Here is a 14,061-nt window from a genome sequence, read left to right on the forward strand (position 1 = left end):
TCGCCGGACAGCGTGCCGTTGACGGCATCGACCATGCCATAGGCGACGAAGTCGGCATTGAGGTCACGGGCCTCGGCGCTGGCGGCCTGCCGGTCGCCATTGCCGGTTTCCGACCAGAAGACGATGCCAACCCTGAGCTTTGGCCGGCGGCGCTTCAGCCGCCGCACCAGGAAGCGGGCATGCTTGACGGAATCACGGTCGAGGAAGCCGATGACGACCGCGTCGAGCGCATCGAGCTCGAGGCGGCGCACGCCGCCGGGCTCGAGATCGGCGAAGCCCGCCTTGGTCGCCTCGGCGCCCTGCACTTCCAGCACCTGCGCCAGCATGGCGGCGGCGGCATCATCGAGCTCGCCGCGGCCGCCGGCGCACAGAACCGCAATGCCGGTTCCATCGGGGAGATTGACCTCTTCGGCATCGTCGACCTCCTTGTCCTCGCCAGGCTTGCGCTCCGACGCCTTGCGTTCGCCGGCCTTGTCATCGCCTGAGACGGCGGCTTCCGGCTCGTCCTCTTCCTCCTCGGCTTCCTGCTGGGCACTGTCGTCGAGGTTCGCCACCAGGGTCTCGGCGCTGCCGGCCAGCAGCCGCCGCTGCTCGTCGTCGAGAACGCCGCGCATGCGGTCATGCTCGCCGAGCAGCAAAGCGGGGATCGCGACCTTGTCGTAGAACTCGAACAGATATTTGTCCTCCAGGAACTCCTCGGCATGGTCGGTCGCCTCGTCCGGATCGCCAGCCAGCAGCCGCTGGTAGAGCCGGGCGTGCGGCTCCAGCACCGGCTCGTTGCCGAACAGCACGTCGAGGAATTCGAATTGCGGCACATGGCGGCCGAGCACGACCAGGCAGACAGTGAGCGGGGTGGACAGCACCAGGCCGAGCGGACCCCAGAGCCATGTCCAGAAGATCGCGGCGACGATGATGGCGAGCGGCGACAGCCCGGTGCGCGAGCCGTAGAGCCAGGGCTCGATCACGTTGCCGGTTATCAGTTCCATGACGATGAACAGGGCCGCCGTCCACAAGAGCAGAGCCCAGCCGGGCGCCACGGCCAGCGCCAGGAACAGCGGCAAGAGCGCGCCGATGATCGGACCGATATAGGGCACGAAGCGCAGAGCCAGCGCCAGCATGCCCCACAAAAGCGCGTTGGGGATGCCCAGCACCCAGAGCCCGATGGTGATCGGCACGGCGTAGACGATATTGACCACCAGCTGCATCAAAAGATACTGGCCGACACGCTTGCCGGCATCCTGCAGCGCCTGCGTGGTGCGGTGCAGGTCGCCATAGCCGACGAGACGGATGAAGCGGTCGCGCAGATCCTCGCGCTCCATCAGCATGAAGATGACCACGACGATGACCAGGCCGGCCGAGGCGAGCGGGCTGAGCAGCGGCGCTACCAGGTTCTGCAGCACCTCGAGCGGCTTTTCGTGCGCGACGATCTCGACCGGGATCGGATCGCGTTTGGGCGTCTCGGTCGCCGAGGGCAGTTGCGGCTCCTGGCGCTCGATCTCCTGGCCAACGCGCTCGATCACTCCGCTCAGCCTGGCGATGATGCCGCCGCCGAGGCCGGTTTCCTTCAGCGCGCGGATCTTGGTCAGGATGTTGATCTGGTAGACGGGAATGTTCTGGGCGAGATCGCTGACCTGCGTGGCGACAACAAAGGAGAACATGGCAAGCGCCGCGAAGGCGCCGAGCACGCTGGCGATGACGGCCGGAAGGCGCGGAATGCCAACGCGCTTCAGCGCGGAGACCAGGGGCGCCAGGGCGAAGGTCAAAAGCAGGGCGACGGCGATCGGCAGGAACACCTCGCGGCCGAAATAGAGCGCCGCCACTGTCGTGACCACCGTCGCGACCGTGGGCAGCGCTGTGCGCGGATGCGCCCTCGACGCAGCCAGAAGACCAACCAGCCCGGATCCCGACGGGCGCGTGCCGTTTTGCCGATTCACCTGATGCCTCCGCCCAACGAGGAGCATGATCAGCGATATTTCGCCGGCGTGCAACGCACGGCGCGGCCACCCTGACGACTGCCTCTCTGTGGATTAGCAAACGCGCAGATTGCGCTTATGTTGCAGGGCGTTGTCGCAATAGCCGTAGGCGGCGCCGAAGTTGCGGCGGCGGCCGAGATGCCAACGCTCACGGCCTCTACAGTTGGCGGTTCGGATGGCGGGCGGAGATACCCGCCATTGTTGTGAGGACGGAGCGCCCGTGCGCTCTCGTTCCAGCTACTTAACCGGGATCATGAGATGGGCGTAGGGCGTGCCCGGCCACATGACATAGGGCTTGGACGTGTCGGGCTTTGCGTCCGTCGGATAGCCCGCCATCATGTCCATGGCGTTGACGATCATCACATGCGGACCGGTCTCTACCCAGTTGTTGCCTTCCGTGGGCGCCGTCGCATAGGGATCGGTGTTGCTGCCGTCGGTGCCGCCGGACAGCATGTACATGAAGCCGACCTTGCCCTTGGGCGGATCCTTCTTTTGCAGCCAGGCCATCGCCCATTCCATCGAGTTGGCGTCGCCGCACATCGGGTCCGGGCCAGGCGAGGCCGGGTTGTCCGGCATGCACCAGAAGCCGCCTTTGCCCTCGCGCAGGGTGCGCATGTTGCCCTTCTCGTCCATGGCGTAGACCGCGGCGCCGCTGGCCACTGCAGCCGGCGCGGCTGACTCGGCGCTCTTGATCAGCGCATCGTCATCGGCGGCTGCGCCTTGCATCTCAATCAAACTGCCTGCTGCCAAAAGCGCAGCGACCGTCAGAAGCCGTTTCATGGCCGTTCTCCGGTTCGAGTTGATCTGTTGTGCATGATGTCGGACGCACGGCACTCCGGAGCCGTTTGTCGGTGGTCAAATGCTAGCAGATCGCACGTTTCCGGACAACGTTACTTTAGCGCAGCCTAACGCACAGAGCGCTGTGGGCCGGCTCGACGCTGGCCGACCCGCCGCCACTCTCGCATGACTGGCGACGCGCCCGCATCAGCCGACCCGAACGACGAAATGCTTGGTCACCGGCTCGATGATCTTCCAGGTTCCCTTGAAGTCGGCCTCGACGACGAAGGCATCGCCCGGCCCGACCTCCACAGGTGCGCCGCCGTCGGGAGTGATGATGATGCGGCCGGCGATCATGTGCACGAATTCGTAGTCGGTGTAGGTGGCATGGTAGGTGCCCGGCGAGGCGCGCCAGGTGCCCGAGATCACCTTGCCGTCGGCGGTGGTGTGCTGCACGGCGGTCTGCATGGTCGGCCTGCCCTCGACGACGACCCAGCCCGGCAGATCGCCGGCCTCGGCATGCTCGATGGCGCCGAATTTGAGGATGGTTTGGTCGGTCATGATGGGCTCCGTTCCAGCCGGCATTGGCTGAGGGTGCATAGACGATGCGCGAGGCATGGGCAACGCGGAGGCCGACCGCGCATGTCGGATTTGGCGAAGGTGGAGGCGAGAGCGTCCTTCTCCCCGTGAGCGGGAGAAGGACGCCGATCTCCACTTATGTTGCACCGCGTTAAATATGTTGCATTGCGATATCAGCGCTCAGGGTCGAGTCTCGCCCGTGGGTGGGCTGCCAACGACCAGCACGACGAGGCGTCGTTTTGACAGCACAATTCCCGGCCTCGGCATCGTTCCGGCCCGACATCGAGGGCTTGCGCGCGCTGGCGGTGGCCGGCGTCATCGCTTATCATTTTGGGCTCACCGCGCTCCCCGGCGGCTTCACCGGCGTCGACATCTTCTTCGTCATTTCGGGCTACCTGATCACGCGTCATCTCGTCACCGAGATCAACGAGACCGGGCGGCTCGACCTCTGGCGCTTCTACGCCCGGCGCGCGCGCAGGCTGCTGCCGGCTTCGCTGTTCGTCATCCTCGCGACGCTGGTTGCCGGCGCCTTCATCCTGTCGCCGGAGGAGCAGTCGCTCTATTCCAAGGGCGCCATGTTCGCGTCGGCCTACATGATCAATCTGTGGCTGATCCGCTGGTCGTTCGACTATTTCGCGTCCGACGCCGCCAACAACCCGTTCATCCATTTCTGGTCGCTGTCGGTCGAGGAGCAGTTCTATCTGGCCTGGCCGGCGCTGCTGGTGCTTGCCGCGTGGCTGAAGCCCGGCAAGCGGGCGGTGATCCTGGTGATCGGGTTTGCCGGTCTGGTATCGTTCGCTGTGTGCGCCTGGCTGACCACGGTCGCCCAGCCCTGGGCCTTCTATTTCTCGCCGCTCAGGGCCTGGGAGTTCGCTGCCGGCGGGCTGGCCACGCTAGCCCCGGCGACATTGTGGCGCGAGCGCCGCGGCCTGAACGCCACAATGGCCTGGCTCGGGCTGGCGCTGATTGCGATCTCCTATCTTTCTTTCAGCGAGGATGCCCCCTTCCCCGGTCTGCTGGCTTTGGTGCCGGTGACCGGCGCCGTCCTCATGCTGCTGGCGGGAGCGGCCGGCGCGAGCAATGGCCCCAGCGCCGTGCTCGCGCTGCCGCCCTTGCAGTGGGGCGGCAAGCTTTCCTATTCGCTCTATCTCTGGCACTGGCCGGTCATCGTCTATGCCGGCATGCTCACCGCGGAACTTTCCACCGTGCAGCGCCTTGTCTGCCTGGCGCTGACGCTGGTGCTGTCGGCCTTCACCTATCACGTCATCGAGAACCCTATACGCCGCAATGGCTGGCTTATGGCCAATGCGGCGCGCGCGCTGGTGCCGGCCGTCCTCCTGACCGGCACCGGCGTTGCGGCGGCCTACGCCAATGCGCGGCTGGCCGTTCATGATCTCGACCCCGAACAGCGCGTCATCGCCGAAAGCGCGGCGCGTCCCTCGACCGCGCGCGCCAAGGGCGGCTGCGTGCTCGATTTCGAAACCGTCAAGCCCAAGCCCTGCGTGTTCGGCGCCAAAGATGCAGAGGGTTCGGTGGTGCTGTTCGGCGACTCGCATGCCGACCATTGGTCGACGCCGCTGATCGAGGCGGCAAGCAAGAACAACTACCGCGTCGTCACCTATCTCAAATCCTCCTGCCGAGCCTCACGGGTCACGACCTGGAACTGGCGGCTGAAGCGCGACTACACCGAATGCGACCGGTGGCGGGAGCAATCGGTCAAGGACATCATCGCGCTGCATCCGCGCATGGTGGTGATCTCGGAATTCTCGATCGGCAACGTGATGAAGGAATCGCCCGAGGAACTGAGGCACGCCGATTGGAACGAGGAATGGAGGGCCGGCCTGCACTGGACGCTCGCGGCATTCAGCCGGGCCGGGATCAAGGTCGCGGTGATCAGGGACGTGCCCTATAATGGAAACTACGTCGACAAATGCGTGGCACGGGCGTTGTGGCGCGGGCAGGCACCTGAGGTCTGCGATACGCCGAGGAACATGGCGGCGAACGACGACATCGCCGCGGCGGAGCGCGATGTCGTGCGCAGCGTGCCCGGCGCCACCTATGTCGACCTGACCAGCCAGTTCTGCGACAGCACCACCTGTCACGTCTTCATCAACGGCAAGCTCGCCTACCGCGATCGCCATCACCTGGCAACGCCGTTCGCGGAATCACTGGAGCCGGTGGTGGAGAAGACGGTGCTACGGGGGATCGGGAGCTAGGACGGGTGGCGAAGGTCATCCATGATTCAGGCAGGACTCGGGGGCACTCCCGACGTCCGTTTCATCGAGACTTGGCCCACCCGCCAAATCCAACAAGCCTAGTTCACCGCGACGACCCTGCCCGCCGGGTCGAGGCGGCATCCGACCCGCGCTTGCCGGACCTCGATGCCACCTTGTCTTGCATAGTCTATGCGCACCTCAATCGGTGCGGTGAGCGTGCCGAGACGATGCCGCCGCAGGGGACCTGCGCTGGCTACCTGCACGCGCACGGCACCAAGCGGCACCGCAGCCGATCTGATCGCCTGGCGGCAGACGCGAACCACGGCCGGCGGGGTGCCGGGTATCACCTTCAGCGGCGCCAGAGGCTGCAGTACGGGATAGCCTTTTTTGCTTTGCCCGAGCGTGTCGCGACCACCTCTGGAGGGCCAAAGGCTGCGTGGCAGGACGATTGCGTATCGCGCGCCCCTGGGCACGACAATGGCAGCCTTCTTCTTGCCGGCAACGGCACCCGCCGTCCCTGTGGTACTCCCCAAAGCAGCGCTCGCTCCGGCGGTGCCCGCTGGGCCATCAACTGATTGGTCTCCCGCGTCGACGCCAGCCGAAACGCCGCCGCTTACGCCGCCGAGGTTGGCGCCCGCCCCAACGTCGGCGCCGAGCGATCCGTTGCTTGTGCCGAGCGACCCTCCAACATCTGCTCCTCCCAGCCCGTCGACGCTGGTGCCAACTCCAACGGAGGCGCCGTCCGAGCCAGCGCCCACACCAACACCGACCCCGATACCGCCGACCGTGCCTCCAACGCCCACGTCAACAGCCGAAGCAGGCCCGATCGCAACTGCGATCGCCAATGCGGTAGCCAGATACCGGCGCATCACCATAATCCTGACGCCGAGCGCAACGGCGCCCGCGTCGGCAGCAACGCGGCGGGAAGCGGAATCGTCGCCACCGGAACCGGTTGCCGTGACTTGCGGGCGGCCACTTTTCGGATCTCGTGCTCGTCGGGCGCACGGACTGAACGAGCCCGCTTCCCTGCAAGGCGTGGACCAGCTCCATCAGCGTCGCGTGCTTTGGGAGCGGGCTCGACGCGCTGGGCGCGAGGCGCATCGGGAGCTTTCAGGACGTCGATCTTGTTGCGCGCCGCGGTGAGGTTGCGGGCCAGGCCAACGGCCCTTTCGCGTTGTTGCTCCAACGCCGCGGAAAGCCGGGCCACTTCCTCCTTTGCCGCATCGCGATCCTGATTTGCAGCGCTGAGATCGAGGGCGAGGGCATCTGCTCTTTCGCGTTCCAGTGCGAGCGCTTGCTCGGTTCGCTTTGCAGCGGCCTCGGCAACTTGCCGGCCCTGGATGTCGACGGCTTGCGCAGCCGCCGCCAGTTTTCCCCTTGCCGTCACAGCATCGAGAGATTGATGCGCCGCGGCGAGATCGCCTTCCAACCGCTCGACCTTCTGCCGCTCCTCGTCAAGCGCGCGCCTGGCTGCTGCCAGCGAGGCTTCCGCAGCCTGCTGCGCTCCGAGTGCGGCGGCTCTTTCGCGGTTCGCGAGAACGGCTTTCTCCTGCAGGCTTTCTACTTCGCTCTGCGCCAGTTCCAGATCCCCCGCCAGCCGTTCGGCTCGTTTCTGCTGCTCTTCAAAGGCCCGCCCTTGAAGAACCGGGGCGTCTGCGACCACACGCGCCGGCAAGCCGGTGTCAGCACGTGCGACCAACGCATGCTGCTCGCCAGCAAAGGCTTGCGCCGCTTGACCGGTTCGCGCGGGTGCATTGGTTTCCTGAAGCGATCGATTCTTCGCCGCTTCGAGATCGACCGGCGCCGCTGCTCGCGATCGTCGGCGCTGGACGGTCGTGACGGGACGCACGTCGAAGCCACTTCTGGCCTGCAGCCGATCGTCAATCAGTTTTGCCAGGTCATTCTCACGCAGACCCGCAGCCACTACCTGCCCAATGACCGGAAGATGCAGCGTCCCGGCCGCATCGATCGTAAAGGCACCGTTGAGCTCCGCGCCCGCGACGCCCGCGCGGAAGACGCCCCACCCCGCAACATTCACCTCAACAGTGTCTTGAGGGCCGAGCCTGTCGTCAGTCCCTGACTGACCTCTTGCCGGGGCGCTGCATAGCAGGATGAGACAGAGGGGGATGAGGCTCATCGCGGCGCCGCGCGACCTTTTGCGGGAGCCATGAGACGAGGTCGCCATGGTTGAGACTTGTCGGTCACCCTCGGGAAATGCTGGACCGTGGTCCGCTTTGGGCCTCTGGATAGGATCCATGGCTGGATCTCCATGCCTCACTGGCCGCGCGCGACCCGCGCACCGCGCTTACGGATACCGCAACCACCACGTGAGCCTAACAAAGTCGATCCAGCATGGTGAGTACCAAATAGAGCGTAGTCAGCCCCACTCAATTGAGTAAATTGGCGTCATGTCTACTGATCGATATTGACGCGACAGCCTCATAGGAAACGGACTTGTGCCACCTGTACTTTTCCCACCTGCCGGGTGAGAACCGGACATTGGCGAACGGCGGTTTCTGACCCGAAGCGCATCTTGGCGACGACCGGTGCGCGGCTGTCCTTCTTCCAGATCAGTTCAGCCGGTGTGTGCTGGCCGCGCCAATTGTGAGACCTCAGACGGTTTCGAGCCGGCTGAACCGAACCGGGATGAGTTTCCGGGTCTTGATCTGCCCTGCCGCGTCCTTGTCGATGACGGTCAGAAACTGTCCTTCCTCTGACTCCAAAGGCAGGACCAGACGACCCGCCGGCGTGAGCTGGCTCAGCAAAGCCGGCGGCGCCCGCTCAGCCGCCACGCTAACCAGGATCTTGTCGAATGGGGCGTGCTCGGGCCAGCCGCGAGACCCGTCTCCGACACGAATGGCGACATTGGAGAAGCCAAGGTCCTGCAGCAGAGCCTCGGCATGGCTTGCGAATTCCTCGATGATTTCAACACTCCAAACTTGTCCGGCGAGTTCAGCGAGGATTGCGGTCTGATAGCCAAGGCCGGTTCCGATCTCGAGCACTGACTCGTGCGGCTCGGGAGCGAGCAGATCGGTCATCAGCGCGACCATGAAGGGCTGCGAGACGGTCTTGCCGAATCCGATCGGCAGCGGCATGTCCTGATAGGCATAGGGCGCGACCGATGATGGCACGAAGAGATGTCGCGGCACCTGCCCCATCGATGCCAAGACCCGCTCGTCGAGCGTTGCTTTGCCGAGTTCTTCGCTTGTCAGGTCGGCATGGATCGCAATCATCTCGATCATGTGCCTGCGCAGAACCGCAAGATGCTCTTCGGTCATCGGTTTCATAGGGGTGGGCCTTCCTCGACCAGCCTGATAGCTATCCCGTTCCTCTTGGCACAGCGACGCTCGCCATCATTCCGGTGGGGCGAAACGGTCATTCGCAAACGTCCACCGCGCTCGGCATAGCTGGCTGACGCGCGTTTCGTTCGGGCCAGCAACGCCGGAACAGATCGAGCGGTTCCGGGAAAATGGCGTGTGCATACCGCCAGGCGGCAAGGCGGGGCTCAACGTGGACCGCGGTGTCGTCGTTGCTGCGCTTCAAGCGCGGACCGGTCGCGCCGCAAAGACGCAACTAATTCCTGTCGCCGCCGGTTTCCTTCGCCACCTTCACCTCAACGGTCATGTCGAGGAAACTCGAAGCGCTGCCGGAATAGCTTCCCGAAAGAGGGATGGCTTGCCGGGGGTGCCTGGCCACGGCAACCCTGATCAGATCCCGGTTGCCGACTATTCCGTTGGTCGGATCGAACTCGATCCAGCCGGCCCCGGGCAGGTAGACCTGGCACCAGGCATGCGTCGAGCCGCCGCCGCGCACCTCGGCGCTGTCGCGGCCCGGCACATAGACGTAGCCGGTCACGAAGCGGGCGGCAAAGCCGAGCGAGCGAACCGCTTCCATCATGAACAGCGCAAAGTCCCGGCATGTGCCCTTGCGCAGGTGCAGCGTCATGAGCGGCGGTTGCGTCCCGGTTTCGAAGCGACGGGAGTACACGAAGCTCTCGTGGATGGCGTAGCAGAGCGTCATCAACAGCTTTCCGGTTTCGGTGTGGCCAGCGGCGCCGACGAACTGGCGGGCCCATTTGCCGACCTCGTCACCCTCGTCGGGATGATGGCGCTCAATCGTCTGCGCGAGGTCGGCCGCTTCGTCGGAATCGTAAGAGAACGGATAATTCAGCGCGGCTTCATCGATGCGGAAATCGGGCGCGTGCTGGGGCGTGTGATCGAGCCGAATGTCCGTCGAGAAATGGAGTTCATTGGCCGAACCCGTGAATTCGATCACCGCAACACAGTTGCCAAAAACGTCGTGGATCCAGCGTACCTCCTTCGGCTCGGGGTCGACCGACAAAGCGTGGTCGAGAAGCCGCTGGTCGAAACTGTCGCGCGGCCTGAACATCAGCCGGTGCTCGCCAAAACTCACCGGCTGGCTATAGCGATAGACGGTCGTGTGCTTGACTGAAAAGATCGGCATCGGCGTCCGTCGGCAAATTCACCCTGCGGCGCAATCATATAGTGTTTTGCGCATACAGCCGATGGTCCCGCTCGAAACCTGCCCCGGAAATGCTTGAGCCGTCGAAGGGAAGATGGTGCCGCGGGAGGCAAAGAGTTACTTCGGACGCGGATCGACGAGGTCCGTCCCGATCGACGGCAGGAGACCCGTTCGCCGTTTCGCGACGGCCTCCGCCAGCGCGAGCGCGGCGGCGCGCACCTCGCTCTGCACGGCACGGTCGGCATCGAGATCACGGTGGCTGGTCGCATAGGGCTGCCAGTAGCCGATATAGCGGTCGAGCTCTGCCTTCTCGCCAGCCGGCTCCAGCTTCATCGAGCGCAACCAGTCGGCAAGTCCGCGGCGGGCGTTTTCGGCACCTTCGGTATCGCCGTGGACGACTACCGAGAACAGACGGCCGGCCAGATGGCGCGGATAGTCCCATCCGGCGAGCTCGGCACGTTTCGCCAGAGCGACGTCCTTGCCCTGCGTCAGCGAGGGATCGGGATTGCCGCCATCGGCGCAGACCAGGCGATCCATCATCAGCTTCACCGGCGACGACGTCTGGTACCAGTTGACCGGGGTAACGATCATGATGCCGTGGGCCTCGACCCAAAGCGGATAGATGTCGTTCATCCAGTCATGAATCTGCCCGAGCGAGTGGTTCGGATAGCAGGAGCACGGCCAATGGCAAAGTGCGGCCGCGGTCGAGAAGCATGCCTTGCAGGGGTGGATCGCACGGCCATATTCCGAGGCGATGCGCGAGAGGTCGAGAACGCCGACCGAGAAGCCGGGCTTTCCCTCTATGGCCCGGCGCGCGATCTCGACAAGGCGAAAGCTCTTGGACATCTCGCCCGGACAGGTATGCTCGCTGCGCGAGGAGCCGTTGATGAGCAGGATGCGCGCCGGCGACGACCCGTCCTCGTATCGCTGCTGCGCCGCCTTCAAGGCCTCGCTGGCGGCGATCCACTCCACCGACACCTCATAGTCCGGATCGTGAAAACCCTTGCCGGCCTTGCGGGTGATCGGGCTCTTGCGCTCGTCCTTGTAGGCCTGCCAGGCGATCTCGCACAGAGCATCTACCGCTTGCGCCGCCGAAGCGAATGCGGGGTCATAAAACTGTCCGCGATAGCGATTCTTGAATTCGGCCTTGCTCAGGCGCGGGCTGGGCATCCCTTTGCGTGGAACGGCGGTGTCGGGATTTGCGCGCTTCGCCATCGATTGCCCTTTGCCCGGAGCGGGCCGGGTGGGACAAGAGCTCGACTGCCATTTCCTTGGCCAGGGTAAGAAGCCGGAGAAACCACCCTGTTCTCTCTGCCACCAGGTCCGGCTGACGCGGCCCGCTGAGAAGGAACCCGGGCTGAGCGCGATGGTTCCGGAAAGCGCCCCCTCATGAGGTGGGACGCCTTGCCGCCATGAAGCGGTGCTTGCGGGTTTTGCGGCCCGGCGGGAGGTGCCCCTTTGCGGTCTGGCGTCAGGCCAACCGATTTTTATCGGAACAGCACCGCGCCTCACGGGTTTTATAAGATCAACCTGGAAAAGGAGGTAGTCATGAAAAAGCTCCTGCTCGCCTCCGTCATCGCGATTGCGTCGGCGGCGGCCATGATCGGTCCGGCCAGTGCCGACAGCTTGCGGCTGGGTATTGGCATCGGCCCAACTTATGACGACTATTACGGCGACTATGGCCCCTACTACGGCGATCCTTACGTCTATCGCCCTCACTACCGGTATGACGTCTACGACAATGGCTACAGGCCGCGCTACGCAATGCGCCACAACCGCCATTGCTGGACCGAGTACCGCAAGCACTGGCGCCACCACCACCGCGTGATCGAGAAGATCCGTATCTGCGAACGGTGATAGGGACATTCATCCCGGCTTCTCCTTCTCCCTTGTGGGAGAGGGAGAAGCGGGCTTGCAATGGCTGAGCGAGCGCATGACGCAGCCGGCCCGCGTTGTTGTGCAAGCCATCATCCACCCCTACGGCCGCGAGTTGCTCAGGCGGCTTGCGTTGTCTTCCGGTTCCTCGGCGCCGTGGGGTTGCACTGGCATTCCTCTGGCATCACCACCTCGATCATCGGCGCGCTGAAGCGGCCTGAACCCGCTCTCGGGCGAGTTCGGCATCCATGTCTGCGGCGGGCGCGGAATCTCCTCCTCAGATCGACACCAGCGAACATTAGCGATCGGGAACATAGCCCGCCGGCGGTGCGTTTAGTCGATGATCAGCCTTCAGGAGGAGGTTGCCATGAAAAAACTGCTACTTGCTTCAGTGATCGCCGTTGCCTCCGCGGCAGCCTCGGTCGCGCCGTCGGATGCGCGCGGATTGGGATTTTTCGGCCCGTTCGGCCTCAGTCCGTTCTACGGCGGCCCGTTCGGTGGACCTTTCTATGGTGGACCGATCTATGGCGGCGGACCGTTCTACGATTATGGCGGCCGCTATTACGGCCCGCGCTATTACCGGGACTACTATCCCGGCTACGTGGTCCGCTATCCGCACCGCTATCACTACCGGCACCATTACCGCCATTGCCACGTGAAGTGGGTGAGGCACTGGCATCATCACCGCCGGGTGCTGGAACGCGTGCGGATTTGCCGTTACTGACCTTCGTCATCCGCGGGCTGACCAGAGGATCGATGCCGTGACGCTCGTCGTACATGCGGCGGATCAGAATTTCCGCATCGCCGCAACGCGCGAAAGTCACGGCATGGACCCTGGAGGCGGCGCAGCTCCCAAATCCCACCCGTGCCATCTGCGGGGCGCGGCGCGCATTCGTAAAGACGGGCGAGCTGATCACGATCAAAGATGCCAGAGCCGGCATGGTTCGTTTGCTGCTATTCCAAACGAAGCCCTGCTTGCAGGCCGCCTATATCCATTGGCAAGTCCCCCTCACCCTGCTTTCCTCCCCATCATCCCATAGTGCACCGCCAGCAGGTCGAGCCCCACCTTCAGCAGTTTTACCACCACGTCGCGGCTTTCGCCGTTGCGTTCGGCCACGCTCTTCACCGACTGGCCTTCGAGGCAGACCTTGCGCACCACATCGGCCACCTCCCAGTGGCCGAGGGCGGTGACGGCATGAGCATGAGCGCGGCCGGCCGAGAGCACGCGGTCGGGGATGCCGGCATTCGACCGGGTACCGTCGACGCGCTCGTTCCAGGACTGCGGCTGCAGGCCCTCGCGCTGGGTGCGCTCGAAATCGTCGCGAAGGCGCCCTCCTGCCTCGCGCTGCTGGCGTGAGAGCGAGGTGATGCCGACCAGCGGGTCGACATTGCGCAGGCGTACGATGCCGCCGGTGGAGGTGAAGCCGCCATTCGACACCTCGTAGACGCGGCGTGCTTCGGCCGTGCCATTGCTCAGCCGCTGGCGGCCGAAGGCGTCCTGGCGCAGCGCGAAATCATGGCCGATCTCGCGGCGGATGCGCACCTGACCGGCCTCGCCCTTCGGCAGTTTTGGCGGCTGCGGTTTCCTGGCGGTCTTGCGGGGCATGGGCGTTCCTCGGGCTTGGGATGGGTTCTGGATAAGATCGGCGCTCTGCGGCGCCACCATCGCATCGTCGATTTCTATGAGAGCGGCCTTCTGCGGCGCGCCCCTCACATCCCGCTGCCGCGATGGCCATGAAACCTTGCGTGATGGTGGCTGCAATAGCTTTGCGTCGGCCGCGTGCGCAGGCCGCAGCAGAGCATCTCCGGGCCGGGACGAGCGCCTGGAGCATCCTTCTCCGGCTCCTCCTGCAGCGCGAGGTCGAGCGGCGCGCGGCAGCGGCCGAACAGGCAGTCGATGAAGCGCATGGCGGCGACATGCGGCTGGCGGCCCGGGTTTACCGGCGGCGGTGGCGCAGGCAGCTTGTACAGCTGCGCCTCAGACTTTTCGCGCTGGCCCGGTGCCAGCCAAGCCGGCGGCAGCACGCGGGCGGGCTTTCGCGGCTTGGGTTTCTTGGGCCTGGGCGGGGTGCGGACGGCGGAGACGCGATCTGCTTGCGAGGCGACGTCAAAACTGGAGACGTCGGCGGGACAGCGCCCCCCTCTGCCCTGCCGGGCAT

12 protein-coding genes and 2 pseudogenes are annotated in these 14,061 nt (G+C 64.8%); 4 read left to right on the forward strand and 10 right to left on the reverse strand.

Translation table 11 applies throughout. The features are described from left to right. From EN780_RS13845 to EN780_RS13855, 3 genes are all read right to left on the reverse strand, one after another. Positions 1–1,934, reverse strand: a 1,934-nt coding sequence (locus EN780_RS13845) for an AI-2E family transporter (RefSeq protein ID WP_245499960.1), incomplete at its 3' end; no start/stop codon positions are given. A gap of 276 nt (positions 1,935–2,210) precedes the next feature. Continuing rightward, positions 2,211–2,753 (reverse strand): hypothetical protein, encoded by a 543-nt coding sequence (locus EN780_RS13850; protein WP_128274302.1) that lies wholly within the window; start codon positions 2,751–2,753, stop codon positions 2,211–2,213. A gap of 204 nt (positions 2,754–2,957) precedes the next feature. Continuing rightward, positions 2,958–3,311 carry a cupin domain-containing protein gene (locus tag EN780_RS13855; protein ID WP_127285049.1) on the reverse strand — a complete coding sequence of 118 codons (354 nt, stop codon included), beginning with the start codon at positions 3,309–3,311 and terminating at the stop codon, positions 2,958–2,960. 257 nt (positions 3,312–3,568) lie between these two features. Between EN780_RS13855 and EN780_RS13860 the strand changes: the two genes are divergently transcribed. After that, positions 3,569–5,545: an acyltransferase family protein gene (locus EN780_RS13860; protein WP_128274305.1), complete on the forward strand. Its 1,977-nt coding sequence runs from the start codon at positions 3,569–3,571 to the stop codon at positions 5,543–5,545. Between the two features lie 98 nt (positions 5,546–5,643). Here EN780_RS13860 and EN780_RS41565 read toward each other — a convergent pair whose 3' ends face one another. From EN780_RS41565 to EN780_RS13885, 5 genes are all read right to left on the reverse strand, one after another. Then, entirely contained in the window at positions 5,644–6,078 is a 435-nt protein-coding gene (locus EN780_RS41565; protein WP_348631258.1) for a hypothetical protein, read from the reverse strand. Positions 6,079–6,413: 335 nt separating this feature from the next. Continuing rightward, a complete protein-coding gene (locus EN780_RS13870; protein WP_127393113.1) occupies positions 6,414–7,802 on the reverse strand; it encodes a polysaccharide biosynthesis/export family protein in 1,389 nt (462 codons plus the stop codon). 355 nt (positions 7,803–8,157) lie between these two features. After that, on the reverse strand, positions 8,158–8,832 hold the full coding sequence (locus EN780_RS13875; protein ID WP_127393112.1) for a protein-L-isoaspartate(D-aspartate) O-methyltransferase: 675 nt from the start codon (positions 8,830–8,832) through the stop codon (positions 8,158–8,160). A gap of 286 nt (positions 8,833–9,118) precedes the next feature. Further along, positions 9,119–10,009: a transglutaminase family protein gene (locus EN780_RS13880; RefSeq protein ID WP_127285044.1), complete on the reverse strand. Its 891-nt coding sequence runs from the start codon at positions 10,007–10,009 to the stop codon at positions 9,119–9,121. Positions 10,010–10,144: 135 nt separating this feature from the next. Further along, the gene (locus EN780_RS13885) at positions 10,145–11,242 is read right to left on the reverse strand and encodes a flavodoxin family protein (RefSeq protein WP_128274309.1); all 1,098 of its coding nucleotides are present in this window, start codon (positions 11,240–11,242) and stop codon (positions 10,145–10,147) included. 333 nt (positions 11,243–11,575) lie between these two features. Here EN780_RS13885 and EN780_RS13890 point away from each other — a divergent pair, with 333 nt between their 5' ends. The 3 genes and pseudogenes from EN780_RS13890 (at position 11,576) to EN780_RS13900 (ending at position 12,626) form a co-directional block, all read left to right on the forward strand. Then, positions 11,576–11,884 (forward strand): hypothetical protein, encoded by a 309-nt coding sequence (locus EN780_RS13890; protein ID WP_127311145.1) that lies wholly within the window; start codon positions 11,576–11,578, stop codon positions 11,882–11,884. 7 nt (positions 11,885–11,891) lie between these two features. Beyond that, positions 11,892–12,170, forward strand: a pseudogene (locus EN780_RS40630) (DUF763 domain-containing protein); the annotation flags it as partial. Between the two features lie 99 nt (positions 12,171–12,269). After that, positions 12,270–12,626, forward strand: coding sequence for a hypothetical protein (locus EN780_RS13900; protein ID WP_127311144.1), 357 nt, complete (start codon positions 12,270–12,272; stop codon positions 12,624–12,626). Positions 12,627–12,911: 285 nt separating this feature from the next. Here the strand turns inward: EN780_RS13900 and EN780_RS13905 are convergent, their stop codons facing one another. Further along, positions 12,912–13,508 (reverse strand): DUF6456 domain-containing protein, encoded by a 597-nt coding sequence (locus tag EN780_RS13905; RefSeq protein WP_128274311.1) that lies wholly within the window; start codon positions 13,506–13,508, stop codon positions 12,912–12,914. A 104-nt stretch (positions 13,509–13,612) separates the two neighbouring features. Beyond that, a pseudogene (locus EN780_RS13910) lies at positions 13,613–14,061 on the reverse strand (GcrA cell cycle regulator); the annotation flags it as partial.

The sequence above is a fragment of the Mesorhizobium sp. M4B.F.Ca.ET.089.01.1.1 genome (assembly GCF_004022605.1).
Taxonomy (GTDB): Bacteria; Pseudomonadota; Alphaproteobacteria; order Rhizobiales; family Rhizobiaceae; genus Mesorhizobium; species Mesorhizobium abyssinicae.

Bases quoted from the DNA above. Each gene is read 5' to 3' on its own strand.
- EN780_RS13850 (WP_128274302.1), bottom strand. From the start codon at position 2,753: ATGAAACGGCTTCTGACGGTCGCTGCGCTTTTGGCAGCAGGCAGTTTG.
- EN780_RS13885 (WP_128274309.1), bottom strand. From the start codon at position 11,242: ATGGCGAAGCGCGCAAATCCCGACACCGCCGTTCCACGCAAAGGGATG.
- EN780_RS13905 (WP_128274311.1), bottom strand. From the start codon at position 13,508: ATGCCCCGCAAGACCGCCAGGAAACCGCAGCCGCCAAAACTGCCGAAG.
- EN780_RS13870 (WP_127393113.1), bottom strand. From the start codon at position 7,802: ATGGATCCTATCCAGAGGCCCAAAGCGGACCACGGTCCAGCATTTCCC.
- EN780_RS13875 (WP_127393112.1), bottom strand. From the start codon at position 8,832: ATGAAACCGATGACCGAAGAGCATCTTGCGGTTCTGCGCAGGCACATG.
- EN780_RS13900 (WP_127311144.1), top strand. From the start codon at position 12,270: ATGAAAAAACTGCTACTTGCTTCAGTGATCGCCGTTGCCTCCGCGGCA.
- EN780_RS13880 (WP_127285044.1), bottom strand. From the start codon at position 10,009: ATGCCGATCTTTTCAGTCAAGCACACGACCGTCTATCGCTATAGCCAG.
- EN780_RS13855 (WP_127285049.1), bottom strand. From the start codon at position 3,311: ATGACCGACCAAACCATCCTCAAATTCGGCGCCATCGAGCATGCCGAG.
- EN780_RS13890 (WP_127311145.1), top strand. From the start codon at position 11,576: ATGAAAAAGCTCCTGCTCGCCTCCGTCATCGCGATTGCGTCGGCGGCG.